We start from the raw sequence: 23,671 nt of genomic DNA, 5'->3' as shown, positions 1-23,671 counted from the left end.
AGATGCGTGAACGTGGCAGCGGGCCGATCAGCCCACCATCCGGAAGCCGGTCAGCCTGTCGCCACCGAGGAAAGCCCGCACCAGTGGCCAGTTGCCCTTGTGCCGGTAGCTGTACCAGTGATCGCCAAGGCACCCCGGCTCATCGCCTGCGATGCTCCAGCCGCGCAAGGCGGCGGTACGCTGCGCCGACGCATCATCCAGCGGGATATCCAGCCAGTTGGCCGGCGCCAGCGGCCGGGACAGCAGCCCGCGACGGCCAGCACACCGCCCGTCCACCGGCCCCATCCATGATCCGAGGTAGCGCAACACCCGGTCACCCTCGACCGAGAGATTGAGGTAGCGGATATCGGGCGTGCGCGACGCCACGAAGATTGCCGCATCCTCGATTTCCGCCGCGTTCAGCAGGATGACCCGCCGCACCAGGGCGGACAGCCCGTGATTGTTCAGATCGGCAATCGCGGTCAACGCCACGCGCGACCCCAGGCTATGGCAGATGATATCCACCGGCGCCGGGCCGAACTCTCCCGACACGATCATCCGCGCCAGCCGCTCCCCCGCCTCCTCCGCCAAAGCCCAGGCGCGGCGGTAGGGATGCAGGTACCCGCGCCCCCAGCTCCCGACGAAAGCGCCGATGGTGTTGAGGATCGAGGTTACCGGCCGGAAGGCGCGCCAGCCGAACGGGATGGAGTAATAGGCGAAGCCCTGCACCGGCCGGCCGGTCATTTCCGCCCATTGCGGATAGAGCTGCTGTGACGGGTTGTTGTGCCCGCCATCCTCCGGATCGTACATGAAGCCATGAACGCCGATCAGGGGAGCAAGGGGGAGAGCGCCGGCGCTCATCGTCCCGCCGCCCCGGCCGGGCCGTCATGGCTGCGCAGCAGATCATGGCAGGACAGCAGCGGCACCGGCAGGCCAAGCGCGCCCCGGATCGCCGCCTTGCCCTCGGCAGAGACGCCGGCGCAATAGCCGCTTGCCGCGACCGTCGCCAGGCCGGGCAGCGTGGCGAGCGGACAACCCCCCAGCGGCAGGGCCAGGGCAAAAAGAAAGCCCGCCACAAGGGCGGGCCGGAGGATGGTGCGGGTAAGGCCGCGCGGCAGGCGCGGCCGGATATGCCGGTCAGTCATGGTCATGGTCCCCTCGGTCAAGGCGGCGGGACATCCAGCCGCCGATGGCATCGGCCGCCCCCATAAGCAGGGCGGCAAGAGCCGCCCCCACTTCCGGCGGCATCGGCTGTTCCGGGGCGATCACGCCCCACAGCCAGGTTGCAACAACGCCGGACCCCAGCCCGGCGGCACGCGCGTTTTGCATGATCCCCACCCGTCAGTAATCGAAGCTGGTTTTGGCCAGGCCGATGAAGTCGCGCCGGTCGAGGTGCAGGAAGCCCCGCCCCCAGCCGACCGACCAGCCCATCCGCCAGGCGCAGGCGAACAGATCGCCGCGCCAGGCGGCATCGGGCGTGCGGATATCGACCGCCAGGCATCCGAGCTGCCCCTTATCCGCATGCACCGGATCATCCGCGACGTGCAGGCTGCGCGGATGGCCGCCAACACCGCCTTGCGCGCGCGGCCTGTCGTTATAGGCGCGGCTCCGGCACCCGCTTGTGGGGACCATCGGCCGGCCGAAGGCGTCGCGCAGGCTTTGAAGCGACGCCAGGAAGCCCGGATGAAACTGCAACAACCCGCTGTCACGGCACGCCAGCTCCGCCGGTGTGAAGGAGGGATAGAGGCTCCAGTCAATGAAGACCGGAACGATGTAATTCGGCATTTTCAGGATCTCCGTTTCGGGTTTCAGTCCGCGCCGCCGCGCCGCCGGGGCGGGCGGACCTCCGCCGGCAGGGCTTCGCGAAGCGCCTGCACCTGATCGGTCAGGGCGGACAGCCGCTCATCGATCTTGTTGAAGCCGGTTGCAACCGTGGCAGCCGTCACATAGCCGCTCGCCACCTCCAGCTTGAAGGCCGCCGCCGCTGCGCGCACATCCGCGATTTCCGCCCGATGCTCGCTCCGGCAGCGATCAACCGCCTCATACAGCTTCCGGCGCGCCTCGGATTGCTGATCGCGTTCCTTATCCATCCGCGCCCCGACGCGATAGAACGCGCCCAGGAGGATCGCCAGCCAGGTTGCTGACACCCCCAGCAACGCCAAGATCACTTCTCCGCTCAATGACCCTCTCCCCCTCGGTCAGAAACAAAAAACCCCGCCGGATCGCGCCGGCGGGGTTGCAAACAGGATATGGCGGAAAGCCGCTATTCCGGCTCCGCCGGAAGCGGATCGCCCGCCAGCGCGGCAGCATAGGCCGCCTGCGACCAGGCAACGGCAGCCGCGACCCCGGAGGCGTCGGGCGCCACCGTCACCAGCCGCTTGCCGCGCAGCCGGATTTTCTCGATCTTCGACCCCAGATCGAGCCAGGCGGCGGAAACCAGCATCACCACGGCAGCAGCATCCGCTACCGTTTCGACCAGTTGCCCGGCATTGGGATGACCGGCGGGAAAGGCATCCGCGCCGATGCTGGCCTGCAGCAGGGGATAATCCGCATCGTCCGGATCGCCGTCAGCCAGATAGGCTTTTGCCTGATCCTCTTTCCGCAGATAGGTCATTTCCTGCCCGGCAACCATTGTCAGCAGGGACGCCCGCGCGGCTCCCGCGCCTGCATCAATAGCCGCATGAGCGGCAACCACCGCCGCCGCGAAGTCCGCCGCCTCGGCATCGTCCCGCGCATCCAGCTCCGGCGCGGTCATGGCGCGCACCACCCAGCCGCTTTCGCCTTGTTCAACAGTCTCATCCGGACCCGGCGAAGGCTTCGCCACGGCGCCGACACTCGCCAGATCGCCAGCACCAGCGAGCGCCAGCCATTTGCGCGGGTACTGCACACCGGCCAACGTGAAAGCCTGCCCGGTACGGACGAATTCCGGCACCGCGCCGGGGATATAATATTCGGTCATGGCATCCTCACTCACAGATAGGGCGGGGAATTTTCATAGGGGTGGCCGCCCGGCAGCAGCGCCTGCAGGCCCCATTTCCAGGCCGCATAGCCCTCAAGCTTTTGCCGGTCATCGGTGGACAGCAAATCCAGCACCACGACGATTTCCGCGATATCCCCAGGCCAGAAAAAGCTGCCGCCGGCGCGCGCACCAATATTGAAGGGGGGCGATCCGCTGAAGGTCGGGGCGCCTGGCGTGCCGCTGTCGCGCAGGCTCCCATCCTGCCAGATGGACCAGGCGCCGGTCGCAAGAGCGTCATGGCTCATCACGGTAACGCCGGGATCGTTCAGTAGGCTTCGCGTCGTACCGTTCGGAGCCGCCGCGATTTCACCGGCGCCGCTATTGCCGGTGACGAAGGAGGGGCGGCCCGTCTGGTTTACCGTTCGGTGTTCCAGCACGTTGATGGTCGCGATCATCGGATAGGCCGGCGTCGCGCTGGACAGCTCCGCCACTGACAGCCATGTATGGCTGTTGGCCATCCCGAAATCACTGTTAATTCCGGTGAAGAGCCAATCATCGCCGCCATCGAAGCGCAGTACCGGCAGCCCGTTCAGCGCGCCGGTCACATAGGCGGGCTGCGCCGCCGCCGTGGCCTGCGCCGCATCAAGCCCCCGGCTACCCTTGTCCGTCCATTGGCTAACGCCGGTGGAAAGTGTGATCGTCGCGGTATCCGCCGCGTCATACCACAGATAGGGATTGATCTCGGCTGGCGTCCACAGCTCCCGCCGGGACGCCAGCAACAGCGGATTTCCGAGAAGCACGCTCATGACACATTCGCCAACAGGCTTGCCGTGATGTGATCGGCCGCATCGACATAATAGGCCAGCGCATCGACCGCCGCAGGCGCGGCCGTCAGGTCCGGCGCGGCACCACCAGCGAATTTCCAGTAAGACCCGAAAGCCAGCGTCCGGCTGCCGGTGCCATCCTGCACGATCCGGATAATGCCGGCCTGGCCAGCGACGATATTGGTCGGATTTGCCAGCGTGCGGTTGCCCGCAAGCGTGACGCTGAAATTGTTGCCCAGGTCAAAATCAGGCGTGATCGTCGCGCCATCATCAAGCGGCACCGGCTGCCCCCGCTTCGCGCCTGCGATACTCTGCGCGCCGGTCACCGTCACCGCCTGACTTTCGATGATCCGCGCCCGGAAGCGCGTGCCGTCATAGGTCGCCTCGACCGCGCGGCCCGCAACCAGCGCGCCCGCCCCCAGGGCACCCGCCTCCAGATCGGTAACCGCCTGTGCTCCAAGCCCATCGATATTCAGCGTCACCGGGCCGGTGCAGCTATTGACCGGCACGAAGCGCACTACCAGCCCCGTGTCATAGCTGGTAAGCACCGGCGCGGCCGTCGCGGTAAGCGTGTCGGTGCCCGCGACGGTAAGGTACCGCCTGGCGATGGCACCGGCGGAAGCGGCAGCCTCATCCGCCTTGATCGAGGCCGTGACGGCAGCCCCCGGCGCCGCCAGCACGGCCGCCATATTGTCGGCAACAGCCTGCACCGCCGCCTCATTGTCCGCGACCGTCTCGACCGCCCCCGAAATCCCGGCCACCGTGCTGATCGCCGGGGCGATGGTGGCAACCTCCGACGCCGCCGATGCCGTCGCCACCGCCATCTTGCCGGCATAGGAGGCGGCAAGGCCGGCTTCCTTCAGCAGCGGCGGCATGTTCACCGAATGCCCGTCATTATACAGGCCGCCCGGATTGGTCCCGGCATCGTAATCGGTCGCGGTATAATAGCCGTCCTTCAGCTTGGCGACGGCCGCCTCTTCCTCCGGTGTAACCGCCATTTAAAGCGCCTCCTCCAGCTCCAGTTGCGTGCGGCGCCGCCCGCGCGGCGCATAGAATTCCAGCTCCGCCGGCGCGGTGAAGCGCGCCAGGAAGACTTCGCGGAACAGATGTTTCGGCTCGACTGCCGCCGGCGCGTACAGCACCAGCCCGGCCGGCCCTACCTGCCGCTGCACATCCAGCAGCGTCATGGCCGTGTCTTTCCACAGCGCCTTGTAGGGTACGGACAGGGTGCGCGGGGACCGCCGCCGGGCGAACGCCTTGTGACCGGAAGGGGCTTCCTCCGCCAGGTCGCGGAAGCGCAAGCCCTGCCGCAGCCCGAAGCTGTGATTGAAGCTTGGCGACCACAGCCCCGCGATATAGAGGAAGCCGATATCCAGATGCGTCGCAGAGGGCGCGCCGCTGTTATCCAGGCTGATCCGCAGATAGCGGCTGGAAAGCGTCGAGGCCCGCATATGCAGCAGATGCCGGCCATACCATTCCAATTCCCGTTCGGTGGGCCGGCCGTCAAACCAGTTTTCCGCCTCAAAGGGCAGATCGGCCGTCGAGTGAATGCGCGGGATCGCATCCATCCAGCCGGTATCCGACTGATCTGCATGGGCGGCAATGCCGCTTTCGATCCGCCAGCGCCCGCCCCGGTGCATGCTCGACCAGAACAGGCCGCAGAAATCCCACACCCGGCGCACCCCGAAATCCACCTGGATAACCGCTTTCGGCAGATCGGTTTCGGGATCGCCGGTTTGCAGCACCCGCGCCGGATAGCTGCGCAGCCGGTCATCCAGCAGGTTCGACAGCGGCAGCGTCCAGTCGCCGCCCGATAGCGTGGCCTGCGCCTCCGCCGCCAGGTTGAAACCGGCCAGCCGCCCCCAGGCATTGGCATATTGCGCTGTATCGCTCACCTTTTCCCCCTCGCTGCTACTCTGTCGGCACCGCGCCCCACAGGCGCAGCGTCACCATCCCCAGCCCCGGTTGCGTCGGCAGGATGCCGGTCACCCGGTACAGGCCGGCCCATGGTGCCAGCTCCCCCGCACCGGCTTCCGGGCTGCCGTCAAGCCCGGTATCAAGCTGCACCAGCCCGCCCGGCCGCAGCGCCCGAGTGGCATCGGTCAGCGGGGTTGAAATGCGGATCGGCCGGCGCGGCCCGCCGAAGGCGGTAATTGCCGCCTCCGCCAGCGCCGCCGCGTCATCGCCATCTGTCAGCACGGTTTCCAGCGTGACCGGCTGCGCGGACGGAAAGGCCGCCAGCACCCCGGCCGGACTGTCGCGATGCACGCGGCGGTAGCGCTCCGCCAGCCAGGCAGCCCGCGCGGGATCGCTTTCGCGCACCGCTCCCGCGACCTCATTCCCCCTCATTTCCCGGTAGTTGCGCCCCCACAGCACGGTGGCGCCGGATATCGGGATGGGATAACCCCACCCGTCCGGTTCCAGCCCGAAGACATCGGCATCGCGCAAGATTGCATCGGGCGATCCGGCCGGCAGGGCGATGCGCCCCACCTGCCATACGTCATTGCCATCGGGCAGGCACCAGCCCAGGAAGGACCGGCACAGCAGCTCAACCAGCTCCCGCCGGCGGACATCCTGCGTCCCCAACCAGATACCGACCTTCACAGGCACGTCGATACCGGCAAAGCTGCTGCCGATTTTCGACCCCGGCACGCCCCATTTCCGCAGCAGCCATTCCAGCAGCGCCGGCGGCGTATCCAACGCAGCACCATACAGCGCAGTCAGGCCGGACCCGGCCGGGCCGGTGAAATCGAAGGTCAATTCCGCCGAAGGCGTATCCGCCAGCTTCACCAGCCCGCGCGCCGCATCGGTCACATATTCGCCGCTGTCCGGCACGGCGGCATCGAAAGCCGATCCGGACAGATCGCCGCCATCCACAAGCGCCGCATCGCCGCCGGCGGCGCTGATCCCGTCAAGCGAGGAGAAGCCATCCTCCGACAGCTGATAGACGATATGCGGCGCCGTCGCCACCACCGGCCCCGGCACGTTGCCGGCTGACAGATCGCCAAGACCGAGCGGCTTGGGCGCCTCCGCCAGGTCATCCGCCGTGCCCTCATAATCCTCCAGCGGATCGCCGCTGTAGCGCACATCCTGCGCATAGGCATCCAGCAGCAGGCGGGCATCCGCGACCGGCACGATGATCCGGCCCGGCCGCGCCGTGGTGCTGTCCACCTCGATAGCGCCGCCCTGCCCGTCGAGGATCTTGGTAAAGTCGGAATAGGCCGCCGCATCGTCCGGCCCGACCAGGCTGCGCACCGCCTTTGCGCCGCACCCCAGCATCCAGCCATAGCGCCCGCCCGCGTTGGATATCACCACGGCGCCGCCGCCGATCTCCCCAATGCCCCGGTCAGGATCGCGCGGCAGGCTGATATCCAGATTGGCCGGCTCGATAAGGTCGGGATCGTAAGCGATGTTCGGCCGGTCGGGATCGTCCGGCGCGAAGGGCACGATCTCCGGGCAGGAGAAGCGCACCGTTTCCTCGCTCCCGTCCGGCTTCACCAGATCGATTTCCACAAGCCAGATCGCCATGGTTACAGCTTCCCGGTTGCAGGCGCCGGCAGCGGCCGCAGGGCAAGACGCTGCACCTCTTTCGCCAGATTGCTGTTCTCCGCCACCAGCCGCCCGACGATGCCGGCCAGCGCCGCAACCGCGTCCGCGACCTCCCCCACGGCCGCGACCGTGTCGGCACCGCTGCGCGCCACCTCGCGCGCTACAGCGTCACCACCGACACCGCCATTGCTGACCGTCACCGGGATGCTGCGCCCGTCTGGCAGCGGCACATGCGCCTCCGCGCTGTATGGCCCTTCCGACACCATGGCGATTTGCGGCCCCCGGCTGATCCCGCCATAGGCGAAGCCCGGCAGGCCGCCGGCATCGATCAGCGCTTGCCGGTAATCGGCCGCGAAGGCGGGATCGCTGGCGATGCGCGCCTGCACCGCCCCACCGCCGGCGGTTGTCTGGCCAAGCGACAGCAGGATGGCATCGCGCGTGGCACGGTCCACACCATGGATAAGATCATCGGCGGATCGCTGATAGCCGGTATCGGCATAGGTGATGCTCCCGGCTCCGCCGCCAACACCAGCCCCCGACTTCCCGGCCGCCAGCGCCAGCACGGCCGCCTGATATTCCGCCAGCGCCTCGGCAATGCTCCGCGTCTCATCGATCAGCACGCCCATGCTGGCAAGCTGATCGCGCTGCACCGCCAGCAGCTCCAGCGCCCGATCCGCAATGCGGCGCGCCGCATCCTCGGTATCCCGCATCGCCGCCTGCACCAGGTCGAAATCCGCCCGGAAGGCGGCCTGATCGGCATGGTAGGACTGGCTGATCTCCAGAAAGCGCCGGCTGACATCCTCCAGCCGGCCGGCCGCCTCCTCATCCCCGCCAAGGGCGGCATCGCGCGTGGCGATGAACTGCGCCCGCGCCTCGGCATACTGCGCCGCCGGGCCAAGCGGGGAGAGTTGCGGATCGGTCAGCAGCGACAGCCGCGCATTGCGCATGCTGACAGCCAGCCCACGCCAGGCGCGTTCCTGATCCTCCAGCTCCACCGCTTCCTGCTGCAGGGCCGCCAGATAGGCATTGCGCGTGCGCGTAACCTCCCCCTCCAGCCCCGCCAGCATGGCCGCATCGGATGCCGCCTTGGCCGTGGTGGCGTCGAGGCTGACCCCCAGCCGGTCAAGCTCCGCGCGCAGGGCGGCGGCCTGATCCGGTGACAGGCCGGCAAACAGCCCGGCAAGCTGCAGGGACAGCAGCTCCGTCGCCTTGGCCGCCGGCAGCCCTACCGCCTCCAGCTCCGCGACATTGGCGGAGAACTGCGCGACGAAGCCCGCCGCCTGATTGAGGAAGCCATTGCCCCGCGCGTCATTGATCGCGGCATCCAGATTGCCGGACAGCTCCGCGCGCAGCCGCCCGCGCGTTTCCTGCATCGCCTGCACGATGCTGCTATCCAGGGTCAGGCCAAGCCGTTCGGCCTCCTCGTTTGTCGCCTCGATAGCCTCATTGAGCTGCCGCCAGGCCGTGGCATAGACGCCGGGCGAAGCCTCCCCGGTGAACAGCCGGGACAGCGCATCCTGGAACTGATCGCCAACGCTGGCGACATCCAGCTCCAGCCGCTCCGCCCGCTCGCTGGCATCCTCAAAGGCGGCATAGAGCGAGCGGATACCCGTTTCCATCTGCCCGACCGGCTCCGCCGCCTGGAAGATTTTATCGAAGCGGGTAATCAGATCGACATCGCCAAAGCCTTGCTCCAGATCATCGAAGGAGACGCGGGCAAGCTTTTCGCGCAGATCGTCCGGCACATCCTCCAGCGTGCCGACGATGGCCTCCAGCAGGCCCGCAACCATTTCCTCCGGGCTGCCATAGGTGCCGCTGGCGATGGCCTCCGGCCGGGCGCTTGCGGGCTGCCCGAAAAGGTCTTCCATCGTGCGATAGAGCCAGAAGCGGGAGCCGTCGCGGGAGCCGATGGCGCTGTCAATGTACAGATTATCCGACAGCCGGCCGCCGGTCATCTGCGTCAACTGACCGATGGCGGACATCACGATGCCCTGCAATTCGTCGCGGGCGGCGCGTGTCTCCTCGTTCGCGCCATCCTCGGTAGGACGGACCCGGCCATTAAGCATGCCCTGGAAAGAGGCCGTGTAATCGGATGGCTGACTGCCGAACAGCCCGCCCAGCGCCGTCCCCAGGAAGGCGCCGATAACCGCCCCCACCGGCCCGCCGGCCGCCCCCAGCATCGGGCCAAGCCAGGCCGCGCCCGCCGCACCACCGGCAAGGCTGCCGCCGATGCCCCCGATGGTGCCGCCGATGCCGCCGCCCAGCCCCAGCAGACGCGCCCCCAGGGAACCGACAACGCCCCACGGGCTGAAATTCACCGCGTCAATCGCAGCATTCGCCATGCCCGGCCCGAAGCCCAGCGACAGGGCGGCATTACCCACCATGGCCTGTCCGCCGGCGCCAAGAATGCCGCCGCCGGACAACAGATTGCCGATGCTGAAAAGATCGCTGATCCCGACACCGGCGCCGCCGGACGCGCCACCACCCGCCCCGACACGCGGCATGCCGCCGGACAGGGCGGAGGTGATGACCCCTTCGACAGACGGGCGGATGACAGCCTCCGCCGCAATCTGCGCGAAGGTTCGGCGCATGACGGCCAGCAGATCGTTCGCGATCTCCCGCACGCTGCCGCTGGTGCCGGACAGCAGCCGGTCAAAGGCATCGGCCGTGAAATCGACAATGCGGCCGGTGGAATGTTCAACCGCGCGCTCAACCTGCCGGGCGGCCTCATCGGCCTTGCGCTTCACATCCCGGTCAAGCTCCGCCTGCTTTTCCTTCGCGGCGTTCCGGTCATAGAGCGCGCCGGTTTCCTCCCGGATGCGCTTTTCCTGTTCGGCCGTCAGGGCGATGTTGGCCTTGCGCGCGATCTCCTCCGCGCGGAGAAGCTCGACATGGATTGCCCGCTCGCGATCCGTCATTTCGAGCTGCGCGCGCTCATCCGCCAGCCCGGCAATCTGCCCTTCAATGGCCGCGACCGCATCGCGCCGCTTCTCGGCTTCCTTGGCGGCTTCCTGTTGCGCCTTCTCCGCCCGCCGGCGGCGCTCATCCTCCGCCTTGCCGGCATCTTCCAAAGCCTGTTTCGCCTCGACCTCCGCGACGGCGCGGGCGCGGGCGGCGGCAATCTCCTCCGCACTGGCAGCCGCCTGCACCTTGGCAAGCTCTTTTTTCAGATCGGCTTCCGCCTTGTCGGCAGCGGCAAGCTTCTCCCGCTCCCGCGTCTCGATACCGGCAAGCTCGATGCTGCGCTGCTGCACCTCCGCGAACTTCGCCAGGGCGGCGGCGCGGGCTTCCTGCGCGGCGGCATCGCGGGCAGCGGCAGCGGCGGCGGCTTCAGCGGCGGCCTTGCTCTCATCGCCGCCCTTAACAGCCAGAAAATCCTCATATTCCTTGCGCAGCTCCGCGACAGCCTGACGCTCCGCCTCGACACGCTGTTGCTGGTTGCGGATTTGTGCCGCGAAGGCGCCATCATCCTGGAGCCGCTGCAATTCAGCGGACAGGGAAGCGAGGCGCTTCTCACCCTCCTCCAGATTGCGGGCAAGGAAGCCCTCACGCGCATCCTGACTGCCGCCGCCAATGCGCAGGGTCAGCCCATCGACCTCATCCGCGACGCCGCGATAAAGAGATTTCAACCCCTCCAGCGCGCCGGTTTGCGAAGCGGCCGTCTCCAGGAACTCGCCAACAGCGACCGCCGCCGCCTTATAGGCACCGACAAGAGAACCGCTCGCCTCACGCTCACCAGCGCCGCCAACCTGCTTGGCGATCTCATCCAGAATGACCGCCTGCGCCTTCGCCTTCTCCCCGCTCTCGACGAAGCCGCGGATCATTTCCATCTGCACGACATTCAGGGATATGCCGCGTTCCCGCAGGGCACTGACACCCTGGATAGGATCTTCCAGCGCCCGGCCAAGCTGCGCGATATTGCTGGTCAGGTTGCCGCCCATCACGGCACCCATATCCTGCGCCAGGCGGATCGCGGTGCCGAACGTATCCCCGGTCACAGACTTGAAGGTGGCCAGCGCGGCCGATGCCTCCCGCACCTCCCCCGCCGTCACCAGCCGCGTGCGCTGCATCTGCTGCGCCATGCTTTCGATACCCGCGACCGTCTGACCGCTGGCATTGCCGGTGGCGCGCAGCACGCCTTCGACGCGGAGGAGCTGCTTTTCCGCCTCCGCCGCATCCTTGACGCCCTTGGACAGGGACAGGCTGACAGCCGCGACACCCGCCGCCGCCAGCATCGCCGCCGGATGAATGGCAGCAAGGCCGGTGCCGACAGCCCCCAGACGGCCGGCCATGCCGGCAAGGCTGCCCTGCACCGCCTGCGACGCCTGATCGACGCCGCGCAGCGCGGCGGAGGCCGGGGCGGAAGCCTTCGCCACGCGCTGCAGCGAGGCTTCGCCGGTCAGCCCGACGCGGTTGAGCGCAGACATGGCCTTGTCGGCATCCTGCACCCCAAGCCGGATGTAAATGGCCCTGTCAGCGCTCATCTGATTTCCCGGATTTATCGGGCGGGCGAAGCCGTGCTTCGACGCCGCGCATGTGATCGAGACAGCGCATCAGCGCCGCCGGCTGATCGGCCCAGCCGCCCCGGAAGGGCAGCGGGCCGGGGCCGGCAAGGCCGCCGCGCGTGGCGAAATAAAGCCGCTGGATTTCCACCTCCTCCGGGGACAGGAGGTGTTTCGGATGGATGGTCAGGCGGGAGACGCCGATTTCCGGCTCTTCCCACCAGTCGCCTTCAAGGGGGCTTTCCGCTGTCGCGGCTTCGCCGCCTTCGAAGTCCGCCGGCCGAAGCCCCCACCAGACGGCGATTGCAAGTTTTTTAGGAGGTGCCCCGAAGGCTCCAGGAGCCGCTGGATTTCCTGCCCGATCTCGACCAGATGGGCGGAGGGCAGCAGGGATAGCAGATCATCCGGCACGCCGCCGGGCGGCACCGGATCGGGGAAGGCGACGGGCTTTCCGTCACGGCCGGGCATATTGTCCCAGCCGGTCAGGAACAGACGCGCCGCGACCAGGCCGCGCACCAGCGGGTAGGTTTCGCGATCCGCTATCAGGCCGCGATAATGCGCCCAATGCCGTTGAACAACGGCTTCGATTTCCTTTATCGCGGAGGATGGGCCGGTAGCCGCCATCGCCGCCATGAAGCCGGCGGGATCAGCCTCAAAATCCAGCTCCCGCGACAGGATGCGCCGCCCGAACTCATCCGCCTTCGCACGCTGTTCCGCGATGATCTCCAGCAGCCGGGCTTGCTCCGCCGCATGGTTTGGCATGATCTGTTTCACGCCATCAACCAGCGCCGCCAGCATCACATCATTGCTGTGGTTGATCCCGCCGGCCTCCGCGACCTCGCGCGGGAAGGCGACACGATCCGTCACGGTCGGCAGGCGCAGCCAGTAGGTGATGCGATCCCTGACAGGCAATCGCACCTGATCGGACGGGATCATCGGGACCGGCTTTGCCGGATCGGAGAGGATGGAAGCGGGAGAAGTGGACATCGGGGATTTCCTTGATGTTCGGGGAGGCCGGAACAGAAAAAAGGGCGGGAGCCGAAGCCCCCGCCCTTTCGCGGTTGATGCGCCCCAGTGAGGCGCTTAGGAGAAGCGCTTAAGAGAGGCGCTTACCAGAAGCAGATATGGACGCCGCTATCCTGCCCGCCGGCGCGGAAGGGCAGGCCGGAATGCGCGAAGCCGCGCACGTCCTCGTCTTCGTCTCCGGTATAGACCAGCTCCGGCGCGTAGAGGCTGATCCGGTTGCCGGCGGCCGGCCCGTAATTCAGCCAGAAAGCCTGCGTCGTGCCGTTCAGCCAGGACGCGAAGGCGTTGCGCACCGATTGCAGGGCCATCGGCGGGTTGATGCGGCCTTCCATGCGGCGCCGCGTCACCCCGGCCTCGCCATAGCCATAGGCATCCGAGGGATCGTCCTGCTGATCGACCGTCGCGCCCAGGTTGAAGGTCAGCTGGTTGAAGCGCGTGGCGACGCCCCCCAGGAAGATTTCCGCGCCCACCAGAGCCACCGGCCGAACGGAAGTCAGCGACGGCGCGCCGGGATCGGCAACATCGGTCGGCGCCGACAGGCGGCCGCGCATCTGGAACTGGCACTTGCCGGTGACGCGCGGCGCGAAGGTGAAATTCGCCGTACCCGCCGCATCGACAATGCTGGTCAGCTTCGAATTGCCGCCGGCGCTGTCTTTCTGCCACCGGCGCAGCGTGATGTTCTTCAGGCTGGTGGACGCCGGGACATAGAGTGCGCAGGCGCGCACCGTGATCTCACTGGTTTCGTCCGGATCGGTTTCGAAATCCGGATAGACCGCCAGCACGCCCGCCGGATTGACACCCGCCGTCACGCCGGTAATCACGCGGCGCTGGCCTTCGCCGGTGCCGTCCGTGATTTCCAGCACCATGCCGGCGCGCACGCCGGTAATGTCCGGCACGCTGACCGTCGAGGAGGTGCCCGCCGTCGCGGTGCCGACCAGATCGGCCGCCAGCAGATATTCCGCCATGGCGCAGCCGATCAGCAGCGCGGCGAATTCCGGCGCGGTGCCGGCGCTGCCGCTGCCCTTCAGATGCACGGTGGTATCGAAGGGGCGGAAGCCGCCGCCGGCAATGGACGGCCGGTCATCCAGGACGCCGGTGCTTTCGTCGGTATCCTCGTTTTCGAAACTCGGATTGGCGGACACCGCCTCGCACAGGAAGGCGTCATCCCCCACGGTGGGGGCGGCATCGGTGCCGACCTCCGCCTGCACCTTGGCGGCCGTGATGACATTCTTGGTCCGGAAACTGCTCATCCCTTTTTCTCCTCAACCTTGCGACGGCCGCGCCGGCGCTGTTTCACCTTCTCCCCTACGGCCGACAGGGCCGCCGGTCCCGGCCGCGCCGCCGCCCCATCGGGCAGGCGATGCGGTGCCACCGCCGCGACACGCGGCGATGCTTCCCGCACACGCGGGGCTTTCCTTTGCATGGCACGCCTCCTATTGCGCGTAAGGATCGTGTTCGGCTTCCTGCGTCTCGATTTCGAAACCCAGCACCAGCCCCGCCAGCGGCTTGCCGCCCGGCTGATCGGGGACATCCACCCCGGACGCCTCGACATAGCGGACATGGCGGGCAATGCCGCCAAGCGAGGGATCGGCCGCCATCGCCAGGCGCACTTTCGCGCGCCATTCAGACAGGCCCGGCCCAACCTCCGCATGGCTCCGGAAGGCGATCAGCAGCCCAACGGCAACATCGATCACCACGCTCAACAGCCCGGTTTCGTCATCCTCCGCGCGCTCATCCCCATCCATCATCACGATGACCGGCGCATCGGCCCGCGATAGCTGGAAATCCGGATTGCGCAGAAACTTCGCGCCCTCATCCTCCGCCACACCGGCAAGGATCGTGGCGACGGCGGCAAGGCAGCGTTCGCGGATGCTGACAGGATCGGGCATGGGCTTCTCCTATGCCGGCTTCGCCAGATCGGCGGAGAGGCGGCGCGCAAGGCCGGAAGCAGCGGATTGCTCCAGCGGCCTGAAATTCAGCTTCGGATCGATGCGGACGCCGCGCACCAGCCAGGCCAGCAGGACGGTGCGGTTGCGGCTGGCACGCCGGACGAAGACGAAGCGGCCGCCGGACACCGGGATCAACGCCAGCTTCGGGTCTTCCCCCAGCCGGCCAAGATCGCGGCGGATGCGGTCCATGCGGCGCGACTGCCCCTTGACCGGCAGCACCATGAAGCTGCCGGCGCGGGGGCGGATATCCGCGCCATCGACATGCGGCTTCAGGTAATCGACAAAGCGCCCGCCTTCGCGGCGCCCGAATTTCGAATAGACGATGCCGCGCACCCGGCCCGGCCCGTCATTATAGATTTTCTGCCGGATGGCATTGGACGGCTTGCGCCGGCTGCCGGCACGCGGCGGCAGGGCGGCATCCACCAGCCCGCGCGCGCGGAGCTGCACGGCAGTCGTTTCGCCCGTCACGCTGCTATGCACAGCCTCCGCAACATGGGCGGCCTCCGCGCGCATTTCCTGCGCCAGCCGGCCGGACAGGGCAGCGGTGATGCGCATGCCGCTCATCCGTCAGACCTCGACCAGCTCGACGGTCCACAGCAGCCCGTCATCCGACAGGCGCCGCTCCCGCACGTCATAGACATTTCCCAGCGCGGTAAGCTGATCGCCCCGCACCGGCAGCGCGATCTCGGCTTGCTGGATATGCGCAAGGCGGCCCTCCGCCAGCACTCGCATCCCGGCCGCATGGGTATCCATGTCCGGAGTATCCAGCAGGATGACGATGGACACCGGATCGCCCCCGGCTGCCGGCTGGTAGGAGGCCGGCACGCCGAAGGCTTCCAGGTCGAACATCGCTTCCAGATCGGCCGCGAAGTCGATAGGCATGGGATTACTTGCCGCCCTTGCGGCGCGCGGCGGACTCCGCCAGCTTCTCCGCCTTGGCATCGGCAGCGGCTTTTTCCGCCGCCTCGACCTCGGCAGCGTCGAGGATGGCACCGCAGGCCAGCAGCGGCCCGGCCTGCTTTTCCGTCAGGCGGATGGTATCGCCCTCCGGATAATCCTCATCATCATGCTGCACCAGGCGCGTGGTGATGTAGTCGCGCGGACCCTCGGCCTTGGCGATGGCGGACTTGCCGCCCTTCTTTTCCTTGGGCTGCGCGGCAGCGGCATCCTGCACGGCCTGCGTAGCGCCGGCATCCGGTGCCGGCTGCGTGGTGTTCGGATCGCTCATGATCTTGCCCTCTTTCCGAGACTGAAAAACAGAAAGCCGGCCACCCCGTCAGGGATGGCCGGCCCGTCGATTGCCGATGCCAGCGCGCTTAGGCGATGGCGTTTTCGAAGAAGTACCCCACGTCCGGCGCGCAGATCACTTCCTTCACGCTTTCCCCGGAGCGCACCCGCTCCGACCCGCGAAGGCCGCGTTTCGGCTCCGGGATGGAACCGGAGACGGGCGTGTCATACTGCGCGGTGAAGCCGAAGGTAACGCGGCCATTCTCGTTATCCGCCAGACCGTCGCTGTAGATCAGCGCGGCATGCTTACCCCAGGTGCGGGTACGGCTCATCGCCTGCCCCGGCTTGGCGGCATTGAAGAAGGCTTCACCGACGATGATATCCTCCAGCTCCAGCAGATCGGCGATGGCTTCTTTGCTGGCGACACCGGAAGCGGCGCCGGACGGGTTGACGGCGGCAACCACCTTCGGATGCGTGCGGAACTTGGTATAGACCTGCCGGCCCAGAACCATCTTGTTCGGCCGGATCAGCATGGCATCCATCGCCGTCAGAACGGCGGTAATCGGATCGCTGTCGGCATGGCTCCACTGCGTCGAGCCGGAGAGCGTCGCCTTGTTGCCGGTCGGATAGGTCGCGGCATTGAACACCGCATCCGCGACGCGCTTCTCCCGGTCGAGAAGCACCAGGTCATAGAGGCTTTCCGCCGCCTTGCGCACCGGGGCGAAGCCGGACCCGGCGGCCTGCTTTTCGTCGTCATACGGCACCAGATCATCCAGGCCATAATCCAGGCACATCGCGCTTTCCTCGGTGCCGGTGAATTCCACCTCGGTCGGCACACCCTTCCGGCCGACCAGCGTGTTGGGGATGGTGTAACCCTGCGACAGGTCCCACTTGCCCCACTTGAATTCCTTCTTGGCCAAAGGAGGATCGAGGCGCGGCAGCACCATATCGGCAATATAGCGCTGGTTGCGGTACGCGATGACGATACCGGTCAACACCGGATCGATGGGAAAAGCTGCATCATTCATGATCGACACCCCTTGAACGAAAAAACCGCCCATTCCCGTTCAAGGGGGGCGGCCAGAAAATCCACCGCCAGACAGGCGGCGGCAGTCAGTCAGGATCAGGCGGCGTTGCCCTCGCCCTGCAGATAGCCCGGCGCCAGGCGCACCGGCGCGATATCGCCATCAACGGCGCTGATCTCGGCATAGCCGATGATCCGCACATTGACCGCCGCCGCCGGCTCCGCCAAGACCGCCTTGCCATTGGCATCGGCCGTCACCGGCTTGCCGCGCGCGACGGTATCCCCGAACTTCACCAGGGCGATCCCGTCGATCTGCACATCGACACGGCCGCCGGAGGCAGCGCCCTTCGGGGAGATACACACCCCGACCATATCGTCCGTAGCGGCAGACGCCTGCACCACCTCATAGTCGGCATCGCTGACAGCGAGAATGGTGTTGGCGGCGATGGCGCCGCCCGCATTGTAGGTCTTAATCAAGCCCTGGTTCATGACCCGGCCCCTCCTCTTTTCATCACACGCCACCCCGGCCGCACCATGCGGCAGGGGCTAACCCCGACGACAGCAGCCGGCCCGATCAGCCGGCAGCGGCCGCCTTGAACTCATCCGCCGCCCGGCCAGCCGCATCGGCATAGCTGATCGTGCGGCCGGCCTGCTTTTCGCTGGCGACGATGGCCGCGATGCGGTCAGAAATCTGCCTGGCATTCGCCGGGGAAGCAGTGCCGGGCGCATCGCCCGTACCCGGCTTGCCGGTATCAACCGCCGGCGCTGCCGAAGCCTGAATGGACTTCAGCGCATCCGCGCCCTTGGCCTTGATGGCAGAAGTCTGCTTGAGGCTGAAATCAGCGGCGGAAAGGCCGGTTTCCTTGGCTTCCTTGGCCAGCGCCTCACACCCCGGCAGCGTCGCATCATCGATAGCGATCAGGCGGGCGCGCTCATCCTTCACCGCCGCATCCTTCGCATCCTTCTCGACCGAGGCGACCAGCGACGGGAAACCCGCCTTCAACTGATCGACGGTGGACACCGAGGCCAGAGCGGAAGCACCCGCCGCCTTTTCGATGCCGGACACCATGTCCGGATAGGCGGCGCGCAGGGCCGCTTCCGTGGTAATCGTGTTCTCGTTTGGCATGTTCTTCTCCTCTTGAGTGGCGCCCGCCGCCGGGGCAGACCCGGACGGCCGGTATCCGGGGAACGACCGCCCCCCATCCTTCAGGCTGGCGATCAGCCCTTCCAGCGAGCCAAGGCTATCCGCCATGCCCGCATCGACAGCGGCGCGACCGACGATCACATCGCCGCGACCGAAATCAGCCTTCACCTTTTCCACCGTGACACCCCGGTTGCGGGCGACCGTCTCGATAAAGACCGCCTCCAGCGCATCAACGCGGCGCTGTACCAGGGCAGCGCCTTCCGGATCGCTGATCGGATCGCGGTTCTTGTCCGGCGCATTCGATGAAATGAAGCGCACTTCCTTCACCCCGGCGCGCGCATCGCGCTCGCGGGTATCGATGTAGGTTCCCATCACACCGATAGAGCCGACCGTCGCGGTAGCATCCATGACCAGCAAGCCCGGTTCGACCGCAGACGCCAGCCAATAGCCCGCCGATGCGGCGCTGCCGCCGACATAGGCGGCAATCGGCTTCCGGCCTCGCGCGCCATGGATCATGCCCGCCAGCTCGTTAACCGCCTCCGCCGCACCGCCGGGCGTTGACCAGGTGGTGACGATGGCGCGCACGCTGCCATCCTCCAGCGCCCGATTGAAATCTGTCGCCAGCACCTCATAGGAGGTGGCGCCCGATACCTCGGTAAACAGATTGGCGCGCGGGAACATCGGCCCCACAACGGGGATGACGGCAACGCCATCCCGCACCGTGACGGCGCGGGTATTCATCAGGGGCTTGCCGGCCTTGGCCTGCAGGGCTTCCAGCTCCGCATTCATGTCCCGGCTGGCGATTGCGAGGATGGCCCGCAAGTAATCCTCGGTAATCGCCCAAGGTTCCGCGAGTACAAAATCCAAGGCATTCATTGATTGCCCCTCCCTTCCTCATCCTCATCATCCGGCACGGCCGGCAGTGCCGCCGCCGCCGGTGCGGACGCATCCGCCATCGCCAGCCCGGCTTCGCGGCGCGCCTTCTCCTCCCGCGCGCGCTGCTGGTGTATCTGTCGATAATCCCCGCCGCGTGCCGCCGCCTCGCTGGAGCGCGTCGAGATTTCGATGTTGATGCGCTTTTCGGCCGCCGTTGCCGCCTTGACCTCATCAAGGATCGGCTGCGACGGGCCAATCCACTGCGCCCCCAGATAGGCCGCGCGGATCAGCGGATGATCGAAATAACCGGGCGCGATCAGCAGGCCGGAGGCAACCGCCTCGGTAATCGCCGCCTCATAGCAGGGATGGCAGAAGCCCCGCACCAGCCAGGCGCGACGGCTCCGGAACATCTGCCATGCCACCTCCAGCGCGCCTTTCGACGCGGTGTAGGAGGAGTTGAAGCTTTTCATCAGAACTTCGAACGGGATACCCAGGCCAACGCCAATCTGCTTGACCATGGCCGAATAGAACGGATCGAAGTTGCTGTTCGGCCGGGCCGCATTGAAGCCCTGGATTTCCTCATTCTCGCCAAGGTCAACGATGGTGCCGGCCTCGGTAAGTACGATCTCCCCCCGGTCGGTAACCGACGCATCCTCACCGCCGGACAGCGGATCGAGGCCGGCGGACCCCTCCCCGGTGGGAGACTTCATCACGATGGCGAAGCAACTGTTCATGACCGCCGCCATGATTTCCGCCTCGCTGTAGCGATCAAGCTGCTTGATCGTCTCGATTACCGGCGCCAGGTACGGCACGCCCCGGCGCTGCCCCGGCCGTTTCGGCGCGAACAGCCGCCGGCACGTCCACAGGCCAGTGGCATCGTCGCGGGCCGGAACCCGGACCCAGCGTTGCGGCGCGGCAGGATCTCCGATTGTGCCGGTGCGGAAGTGATAGGCGATTGCCGCGCTGTCCGCGTCATACTCCACACCCGCCGCCAGCCGATGCGTCGCCGGCTCGCCATTCGGATTGCAACAGCGCTCCCCTTCGACAAGCTGCACGGTGAAGCCCAGCAGCCGCGACGGGCGCTCGATATAGCGCCGGATCGGGAATACATCGCCCGCCGTCAGCACCTCCCGCAACACCAGCTCTTGCTGCTGCAGGTGATTGGCGGAACGCTCAACGTCCACATCCTCGCTTTCGCTGACATGGCGCCACAGCCGGGCGGCATCGGCCTCCCATTGCTCCGCCTCTGTTTCGGTCATGCCGACCGCGCCTTTCAGAAAGGCGGCATCGACGGTCGGGAGGGGCACAAGGCCGGCCCCCACCACATTGTCAACCACCGTGCTGATCGCGCCGCCCGCGATGGGCGAATTGCGCTCCAGATCGCGGGAGCGGTTGCGCAGCTCCGGCAGCGACGGCAAAAGCGCCTGATCCGCAGACAGGGCGCGGGTAAACCAGCTTGCCAGGCTGCGCTTTGTGCGCGACGCCCCCTCATAGCCGCCCATCCCGCCGCCGCCCCAATAGGCCGCCATATCGACAGCGGCGCGCGCGCGGATGCGGTTCAGCTCCGCCGCCGGAGACACGATGCCAACCGCGCGGTCAAGCAGGGTGCGGCGAATGGCGGGCTTGGCCGGCTGACCGCCGGCAGGGCGAAAGCGCGGCATCAGACGGCCGCCTTCCGGAAGCCGATGCCACGGCGGCGGCGGGAAAGCTGTTCAACCTCCCGCTTCCAGTATTCAAGCATCCGCAGCACATGGCTGGCGTCAGACCGGACATAGGTGCGGCCGGCAATGCTGTAAGACTGGTTTTTGGCCAGCGCGCGCGATGCCTTTTTCCATTCGGCAAGCTGCTCTTTGGCTTCCGTCAATTCAGCGCTCATTGCACCCGCCCTCTGACACCACGTTTCCGCCGCACACGCCCCGCCGGTACCGGCATGGCACGCACCACCGTTTCACCCTCCGCGCCGACCGCCGGAGGGGCGGACGGTGCCGAAGCACCATCCGCCGCCGGGACGGTCCCGGCCCCCTCCCCGCTCTTCGCCCGCGCGGTATCGATCTCGACCGGCCGCGCCCATGCGGGCGGGTTGCTCCAGTCGATACGTTCCGGCGCCAGCCGCAGCGAGGCGGCAAGCGCGTAAACCTCCAAATCCCAGCTTTCATTGGCGCGGCGGATGCGCTCCCAGCGCCCCTTCCGCTTCTCCTCCGCCGTCAGCTCCTCAAACCACCTTTTTTCCCAGGCGGCCGGGAAGTGCAGCGCGCCCGGCCCCGGCTCCAGCCGGTGCAGGCGGTTGAACAGCGTATTCTTCAGCTCATGCGTTCCGAGCATCCACCAGTGGTAAGCCCGCTTGTTCGGCTTGCCGTCCACCGTGGCATAGGTCGGGCGCCCGACCATCGGCGCGGTTGTCAGCGTCGCGCCCTTTATCATCATCAACTGGAAGGCCGGCACGCGCTTCCGCCGGGCGAACATCCAGAATTCGCGCGCCTTGTCGCTGACGCCATCCATGCCGCCTGTATCGATGACGGTCACCGCGACGGGCATTCCCCAGCCCGGCCGATCCGCCAGCGGATAGACGCGGCGCACCACGCGCGGCAGCAGCTCTTGCCAATCCTCGCTCCGCTCCGCCGGGCGGATATCGCCCTCACCGCGCGCCGGCGCGGTAATGTCGAAACGGTCGATAGCCCAGCTTTCGCCATCCGCCGCGAAGCCGCGCACCAGCACCGCGAAGCGGTTGCCCTGCACGTCCACCGTCGCGACCAGGTACGCGACCCCGGCCGGCACGGTGCGCAACGCATAGGCGTCGCGCCGGTCATCGAAATCATCTGCAACCAGCGGCTCCGCCCCATCGGCGGCGGCGCGGTACGGGATACCCAGGACGGTATTGTGAACCGTCTGCAGGGCGGTTTCGTCACCCGACCGCGCGAACAGCTCCTCCGCCGCCGTCAGATCGGCAGCCAGATCGCCAAGCGGCTTGAAGGGATTAAGGAAGCCGTGAAACCAGCGGCTCCGCACCCGCCCCTCCGGACGCGGCCCGGACAGCGTGCCATCCGCCGCGACATTCATGCCAACCGGACACCACACACCCCGCGCCAACAGCGCCGGCTTGTCGCGATCCCCATGCAGCCCACCGCAATTCGGGCACACCAGGCGCGCTTCGCGCCGCGCCGTTTCCTCATCGCAGCCTTCAGGCCGGTAGAGGTGCGACAAGGTAGGCTTGCGATCCTCCCCGAAACCGGGCGTCCAATACTCGCCACATTCGCGGCACGGCACCGCCAGCAATCGCTGATCGCCGCGACGCCACAACGCCAGGATGCCGCTGCCATCGGCCCGGCCCGGACTGGAGGCGACCAGCACCTTGCCGTCCTTGCCGAAATAGGTTGTGCGGCGGCCCAGCAATTCGACCGGATCGCCTTCGCCGCCGATATCGTCATCGATCCGGTCGCGCTCATCCACGATCACGATCTTGACCGAGCGGCTGGCGAGCTGCCCCTTTACCGGCCAGATCAGGGTGACTTTCATCCCTGACCGGAACGTCTTTTCGAGCTGCTTGTCATCGCTGCGCGACGGGCCAAGCTCCGCCCGGTAATCTGGCGACGGCTCGATCATTTCGCGCTCCAGCCGCCGTTCGCCAAAATCGATGGCGAGCTGCTTATCCGGCTGCAACAGCAGGATATCGGACGGGCGGTATTTCACCGCATGGCCGATGACGTTAAGCAGCACCTCGGTCTTGCCGAACTGCGACGGTCCCATAAGCACCGACATGCCGACCGAGCGCGACAGAACATCTTCCATCGGCTCGACCAGGTAAGGCGTCGTGGCATTCCGCCAGCGCGTCTTGCTGCCCGGCTTCGCCAGCCAGCGGTGACGCTCCGCCGCCTCCGCCACGGTGACCGCGACCGGCGGGCGGATCGCCGCCGATATCGCCCGCGACACCAGCGACCGGCCGGAACGCCAGTCGGGAAGCGGATCACTCCGCAGCATGCGCCACCTCGGCAGGCGACAGATCGCCTTCCATGGCTTCGACCTGATCGGCCAGATCGGACAGCGACGCGCGGATTTCCTCCGCGATCAGCGCGATATCGGCCTCCTCCAGCCCAAGCTTTTCGCCAATGCGATCCGGCAGGGCCAGCAACCCGTTGCGCAGTTGGCCCATAGCCTCGACCAGCGCCGCGCGGATTTCCTCCACAGGCACCAGCTCCCGGCGCATTTCCGCCAGGCGGGCGCGGGCGATTTCCGCCTCAACCCACGCTTTCTTGTCACGGGCGGAAACCGGGCGGCCGCTGGCGTCGCCATCGATCAGCGCGCCGGTACCCAGCAGCTCCATTTTGAGTTGCGCGTCGGCTTCCGCCTTGGCTTCCTCTTTCGCCTTGGCTTCCGCCTCCAGCCCGTCGCGCCAGGCGGCAACCTGCCGCAGACTGACTTCATACGCCACGCCGGGCTGTCCGCCCTTCACGACCGGGCAGCCCTGAAGCCTGATCCAGTCGCTCATCGTCTTCGCCGTCACGCCGAAGAACAGCGCCGCCTCGCGAAGGGAGCGCACGTCATCCGGCTGGATATCGTTCTCGCTCATCACCATCGCCCCGCAGAAAAGAACCGGAAGAAGAAGCTAACCCTTTGA

General features: G+C 67.1%; 26 protein-coding genes. All 26 read right to left on the bottom strand.

Going from position 1 to position 23,671, the window contains the following annotated elements; translation table 11 throughout:
- Positions 1–27 precede the first annotated feature (27 nt).
- Entirely contained in the window at positions 28–840 is an 813-nt protein-coding gene (locus P24_RS19415; protein WP_008945648.1) for a DUF726 domain-containing protein, read from the bottom strand.
- Positions 837–1,130 (bottom strand): hypothetical protein, encoded by a 294-nt coding sequence (locus P24_RS15305; protein WP_040707977.1) that lies wholly within the window; start codon positions 1,128–1,130, stop codon positions 837–839. Before P24_RS15305 ends, P24_RS19415 begins: the two co-directional genes overlap by 4 nt.
- On the bottom strand, positions 1,117–1,308 hold the full coding sequence (locus P24_RS15300; RefSeq protein ID WP_008945646.1) for a hypothetical protein: 192 nt from the start codon (positions 1,306–1,308) through the stop codon (positions 1,117–1,119). The genes P24_RS15305 and P24_RS15300 overlap by 14 nt, the downstream gene beginning before the upstream one ends.
- 12 nt (positions 1,309–1,320) lie before the next feature.
- Positions 1,321–1,764, bottom strand: coding sequence for a D-Ala-D-Ala carboxypeptidase family metallohydrolase (locus tag P24_RS15295; protein ID WP_008945645.1), 444 nt, complete (start codon positions 1,762–1,764; stop codon positions 1,321–1,323).
- A 23-nt stretch (positions 1,765–1,787) separates the two neighbouring features.
- Positions 1,788–2,141 carry a hypothetical protein gene (locus P24_RS15290; RefSeq protein ID WP_192813253.1) on the bottom strand — a complete coding sequence of 118 codons (354 nt, stop codon included), beginning with the start codon at positions 2,139–2,141 and terminating at the stop codon, positions 1,788–1,790.
- A 101-nt stretch (positions 2,142–2,242) separates the two neighbouring features.
- Positions 2,243–2,938: a hypothetical protein gene (locus tag P24_RS15285; RefSeq protein WP_008945643.1), complete on the bottom strand. Its 696-nt coding sequence runs from the start codon at positions 2,936–2,938 to the stop codon at positions 2,243–2,245.
- Positions 2,939–2,949: 11 nt separating this feature from the next.
- The gene (locus P24_RS15280; protein WP_008945642.1) at positions 2,950–3,744 is read right to left on the bottom strand and encodes a LamG domain-containing protein; all 795 of its coding nucleotides are present in this window, start codon (positions 3,742–3,744) and stop codon (positions 2,950–2,952) included.
- Positions 3,741–4,760: a hypothetical protein gene (locus P24_RS15275; RefSeq protein ID WP_008945641.1), complete on the bottom strand. Its 1,020-nt coding sequence runs from the start codon at positions 4,758–4,760 to the stop codon at positions 3,741–3,743. Before P24_RS15275 ends, P24_RS15280 begins: the two co-directional genes overlap by 4 nt.
- On the bottom strand, positions 4,761–5,657 hold the full coding sequence (locus P24_RS15265; RefSeq protein WP_008945640.1) for a hypothetical protein: 897 nt from the start codon (positions 5,655–5,657) through the stop codon (positions 4,761–4,763).
- A 16-nt stretch (positions 5,658–5,673) separates the two neighbouring features.
- Positions 5,674–7,290, bottom strand: coding sequence for a hypothetical protein (locus P24_RS15260; RefSeq protein WP_008945639.1), 1,617 nt, complete (start codon positions 7,288–7,290; stop codon positions 5,674–5,676).
- A 2-nt stretch (positions 7,291–7,292) separates the two neighbouring features.
- A complete protein-coding gene (locus tag P24_RS15255; protein ID WP_008945638.1) occupies positions 7,293–11,795 on the bottom strand; it encodes a phage tail length tape measure family protein in 4,503 nt (1,500 codons plus the stop codon).
- Entirely contained in the window at positions 11,785–11,964 is a 180-nt protein-coding gene (locus tag P24_RS15250; protein ID WP_040707971.1) for a hypothetical protein, read from the bottom strand. The genes P24_RS15255 and P24_RS15250 overlap by 11 nt, the downstream gene beginning before the upstream one ends.
- Positions 11,965–11,999: 35 nt before the next feature.
- Positions 12,000–12,800, bottom strand: coding sequence for a hypothetical protein (locus tag P24_RS15245; protein WP_008945637.1), 801 nt, complete (start codon positions 12,798–12,800; stop codon positions 12,000–12,002).
- A 122-nt stretch (positions 12,801–12,922) separates the two neighbouring features.
- The gene (locus P24_RS15240; RefSeq protein ID WP_008945636.1) at positions 12,923–14,089 is read right to left on the bottom strand and encodes a hypothetical protein; all 1,167 of its coding nucleotides are present in this window, start codon (positions 14,087–14,089) and stop codon (positions 12,923–12,925) included.
- Positions 14,086–14,262: a hypothetical protein gene (locus P24_RS20155; RefSeq protein WP_156816335.1), complete on the bottom strand. Its 177-nt coding sequence runs from the start codon at positions 14,260–14,262 to the stop codon at positions 14,086–14,088. The genes P24_RS15240 and P24_RS20155 overlap by 4 nt, the downstream gene beginning before the upstream one ends.
- A gap of 10 nt (positions 14,263–14,272) precedes the next feature.
- A complete protein-coding gene (locus P24_RS15235; RefSeq protein ID WP_008945635.1) occupies positions 14,273–14,728 on the bottom strand; it encodes a hypothetical protein in 456 nt (151 codons plus the stop codon).
- A 9-nt stretch (positions 14,729–14,737) separates the two neighbouring features.
- On the bottom strand, positions 14,738–15,343 hold the full coding sequence (locus tag P24_RS15230) for a hypothetical protein (protein ID WP_008945634.1): 606 nt from the start codon (positions 15,341–15,343) through the stop codon (positions 14,738–14,740).
- Between the two features lie 12 nt (positions 15,344–15,355).
- Positions 15,356–15,670: a head-tail joining protein gene (locus tag P24_RS15225; RefSeq protein ID WP_008945633.1), complete on the bottom strand. Its 315-nt coding sequence runs from the start codon at positions 15,668–15,670 to the stop codon at positions 15,356–15,358.
- A gap of 4 nt (positions 15,671–15,674) precedes the next feature.
- The gene (locus tag P24_RS15220; RefSeq protein WP_008945632.1) at positions 15,675–16,016 is read right to left on the bottom strand and encodes a hypothetical protein; all 342 of its coding nucleotides are present in this window, start codon (positions 16,014–16,016) and stop codon (positions 15,675–15,677) included.
- Between the two features lie 88 nt (positions 16,017–16,104).
- A complete protein-coding gene (locus P24_RS15215) occupies positions 16,105–17,043 on the bottom strand; it encodes a major capsid protein (RefSeq protein WP_008945631.1) in 939 nt (312 codons plus the stop codon).
- A gap of 95 nt (positions 17,044–17,138) precedes the next feature.
- A complete protein-coding gene (locus P24_RS15210; RefSeq protein ID WP_008945630.1) occupies positions 17,139–17,528 on the bottom strand; it encodes a capsid cement protein in 390 nt (129 codons plus the stop codon).
- 85 nt (positions 17,529–17,613) lie between these two features.
- Complete coding sequence (locus P24_RS19410) at positions 17,614–19,059, bottom strand: S49 family peptidase (protein ID WP_008945629.1); 1,446 nt, start codon at positions 19,057–19,059, stop codon at positions 17,614–17,616.
- Positions 19,056–20,720: a phage portal protein gene (locus tag P24_RS15200; RefSeq protein ID WP_008945628.1), complete on the bottom strand. Its 1,665-nt coding sequence runs from the start codon at positions 20,718–20,720 to the stop codon at positions 19,056–19,058. The genes P24_RS19410 and P24_RS15200 overlap by 4 nt, the downstream gene beginning before the upstream one ends.
- The gene (locus P24_RS15195; RefSeq protein ID WP_008945627.1) at positions 20,720–20,935 is read right to left on the bottom strand and encodes a DUF6148 family protein; all 216 of its coding nucleotides are present in this window, start codon (positions 20,933–20,935) and stop codon (positions 20,720–20,722) included. The genes P24_RS15200 and P24_RS15195 overlap by 1 nt, the downstream gene beginning before the upstream one ends.
- On the bottom strand, positions 20,932–23,034 hold the full coding sequence (locus P24_RS15190; RefSeq protein ID WP_008945626.1) for a terminase gpA endonuclease subunit: 2,103 nt from the start codon (positions 23,032–23,034) through the stop codon (positions 20,932–20,934). Before P24_RS15190 ends, P24_RS15195 begins: the two co-directional genes overlap by 4 nt.
- Positions 23,021–23,623, bottom strand: coding sequence for a DUF1441 family protein (locus tag P24_RS19405; protein WP_156816334.1), 603 nt, complete (start codon positions 23,621–23,623; stop codon positions 23,021–23,023). The genes P24_RS15190 and P24_RS19405 overlap by 14 nt, the downstream gene beginning before the upstream one ends.
- Positions 23,624–23,671: the final 48 nt, after the last annotated feature.

Origin of the sequence: Oceanibaculum indicum P24 (assembly GCF_000299935.1) — a bacterium.
In the GTDB taxonomy this organism is placed as follows: Bacteria; Pseudomonadota; Alphaproteobacteria; order Oceanibaculales; family Oceanibaculaceae; genus Oceanibaculum; species Oceanibaculum indicum.
The sequence above is the reverse complement of the archived record's forward strand: the minus strand, read 5'-3'. Positions and strand labels throughout refer to the sequence as shown.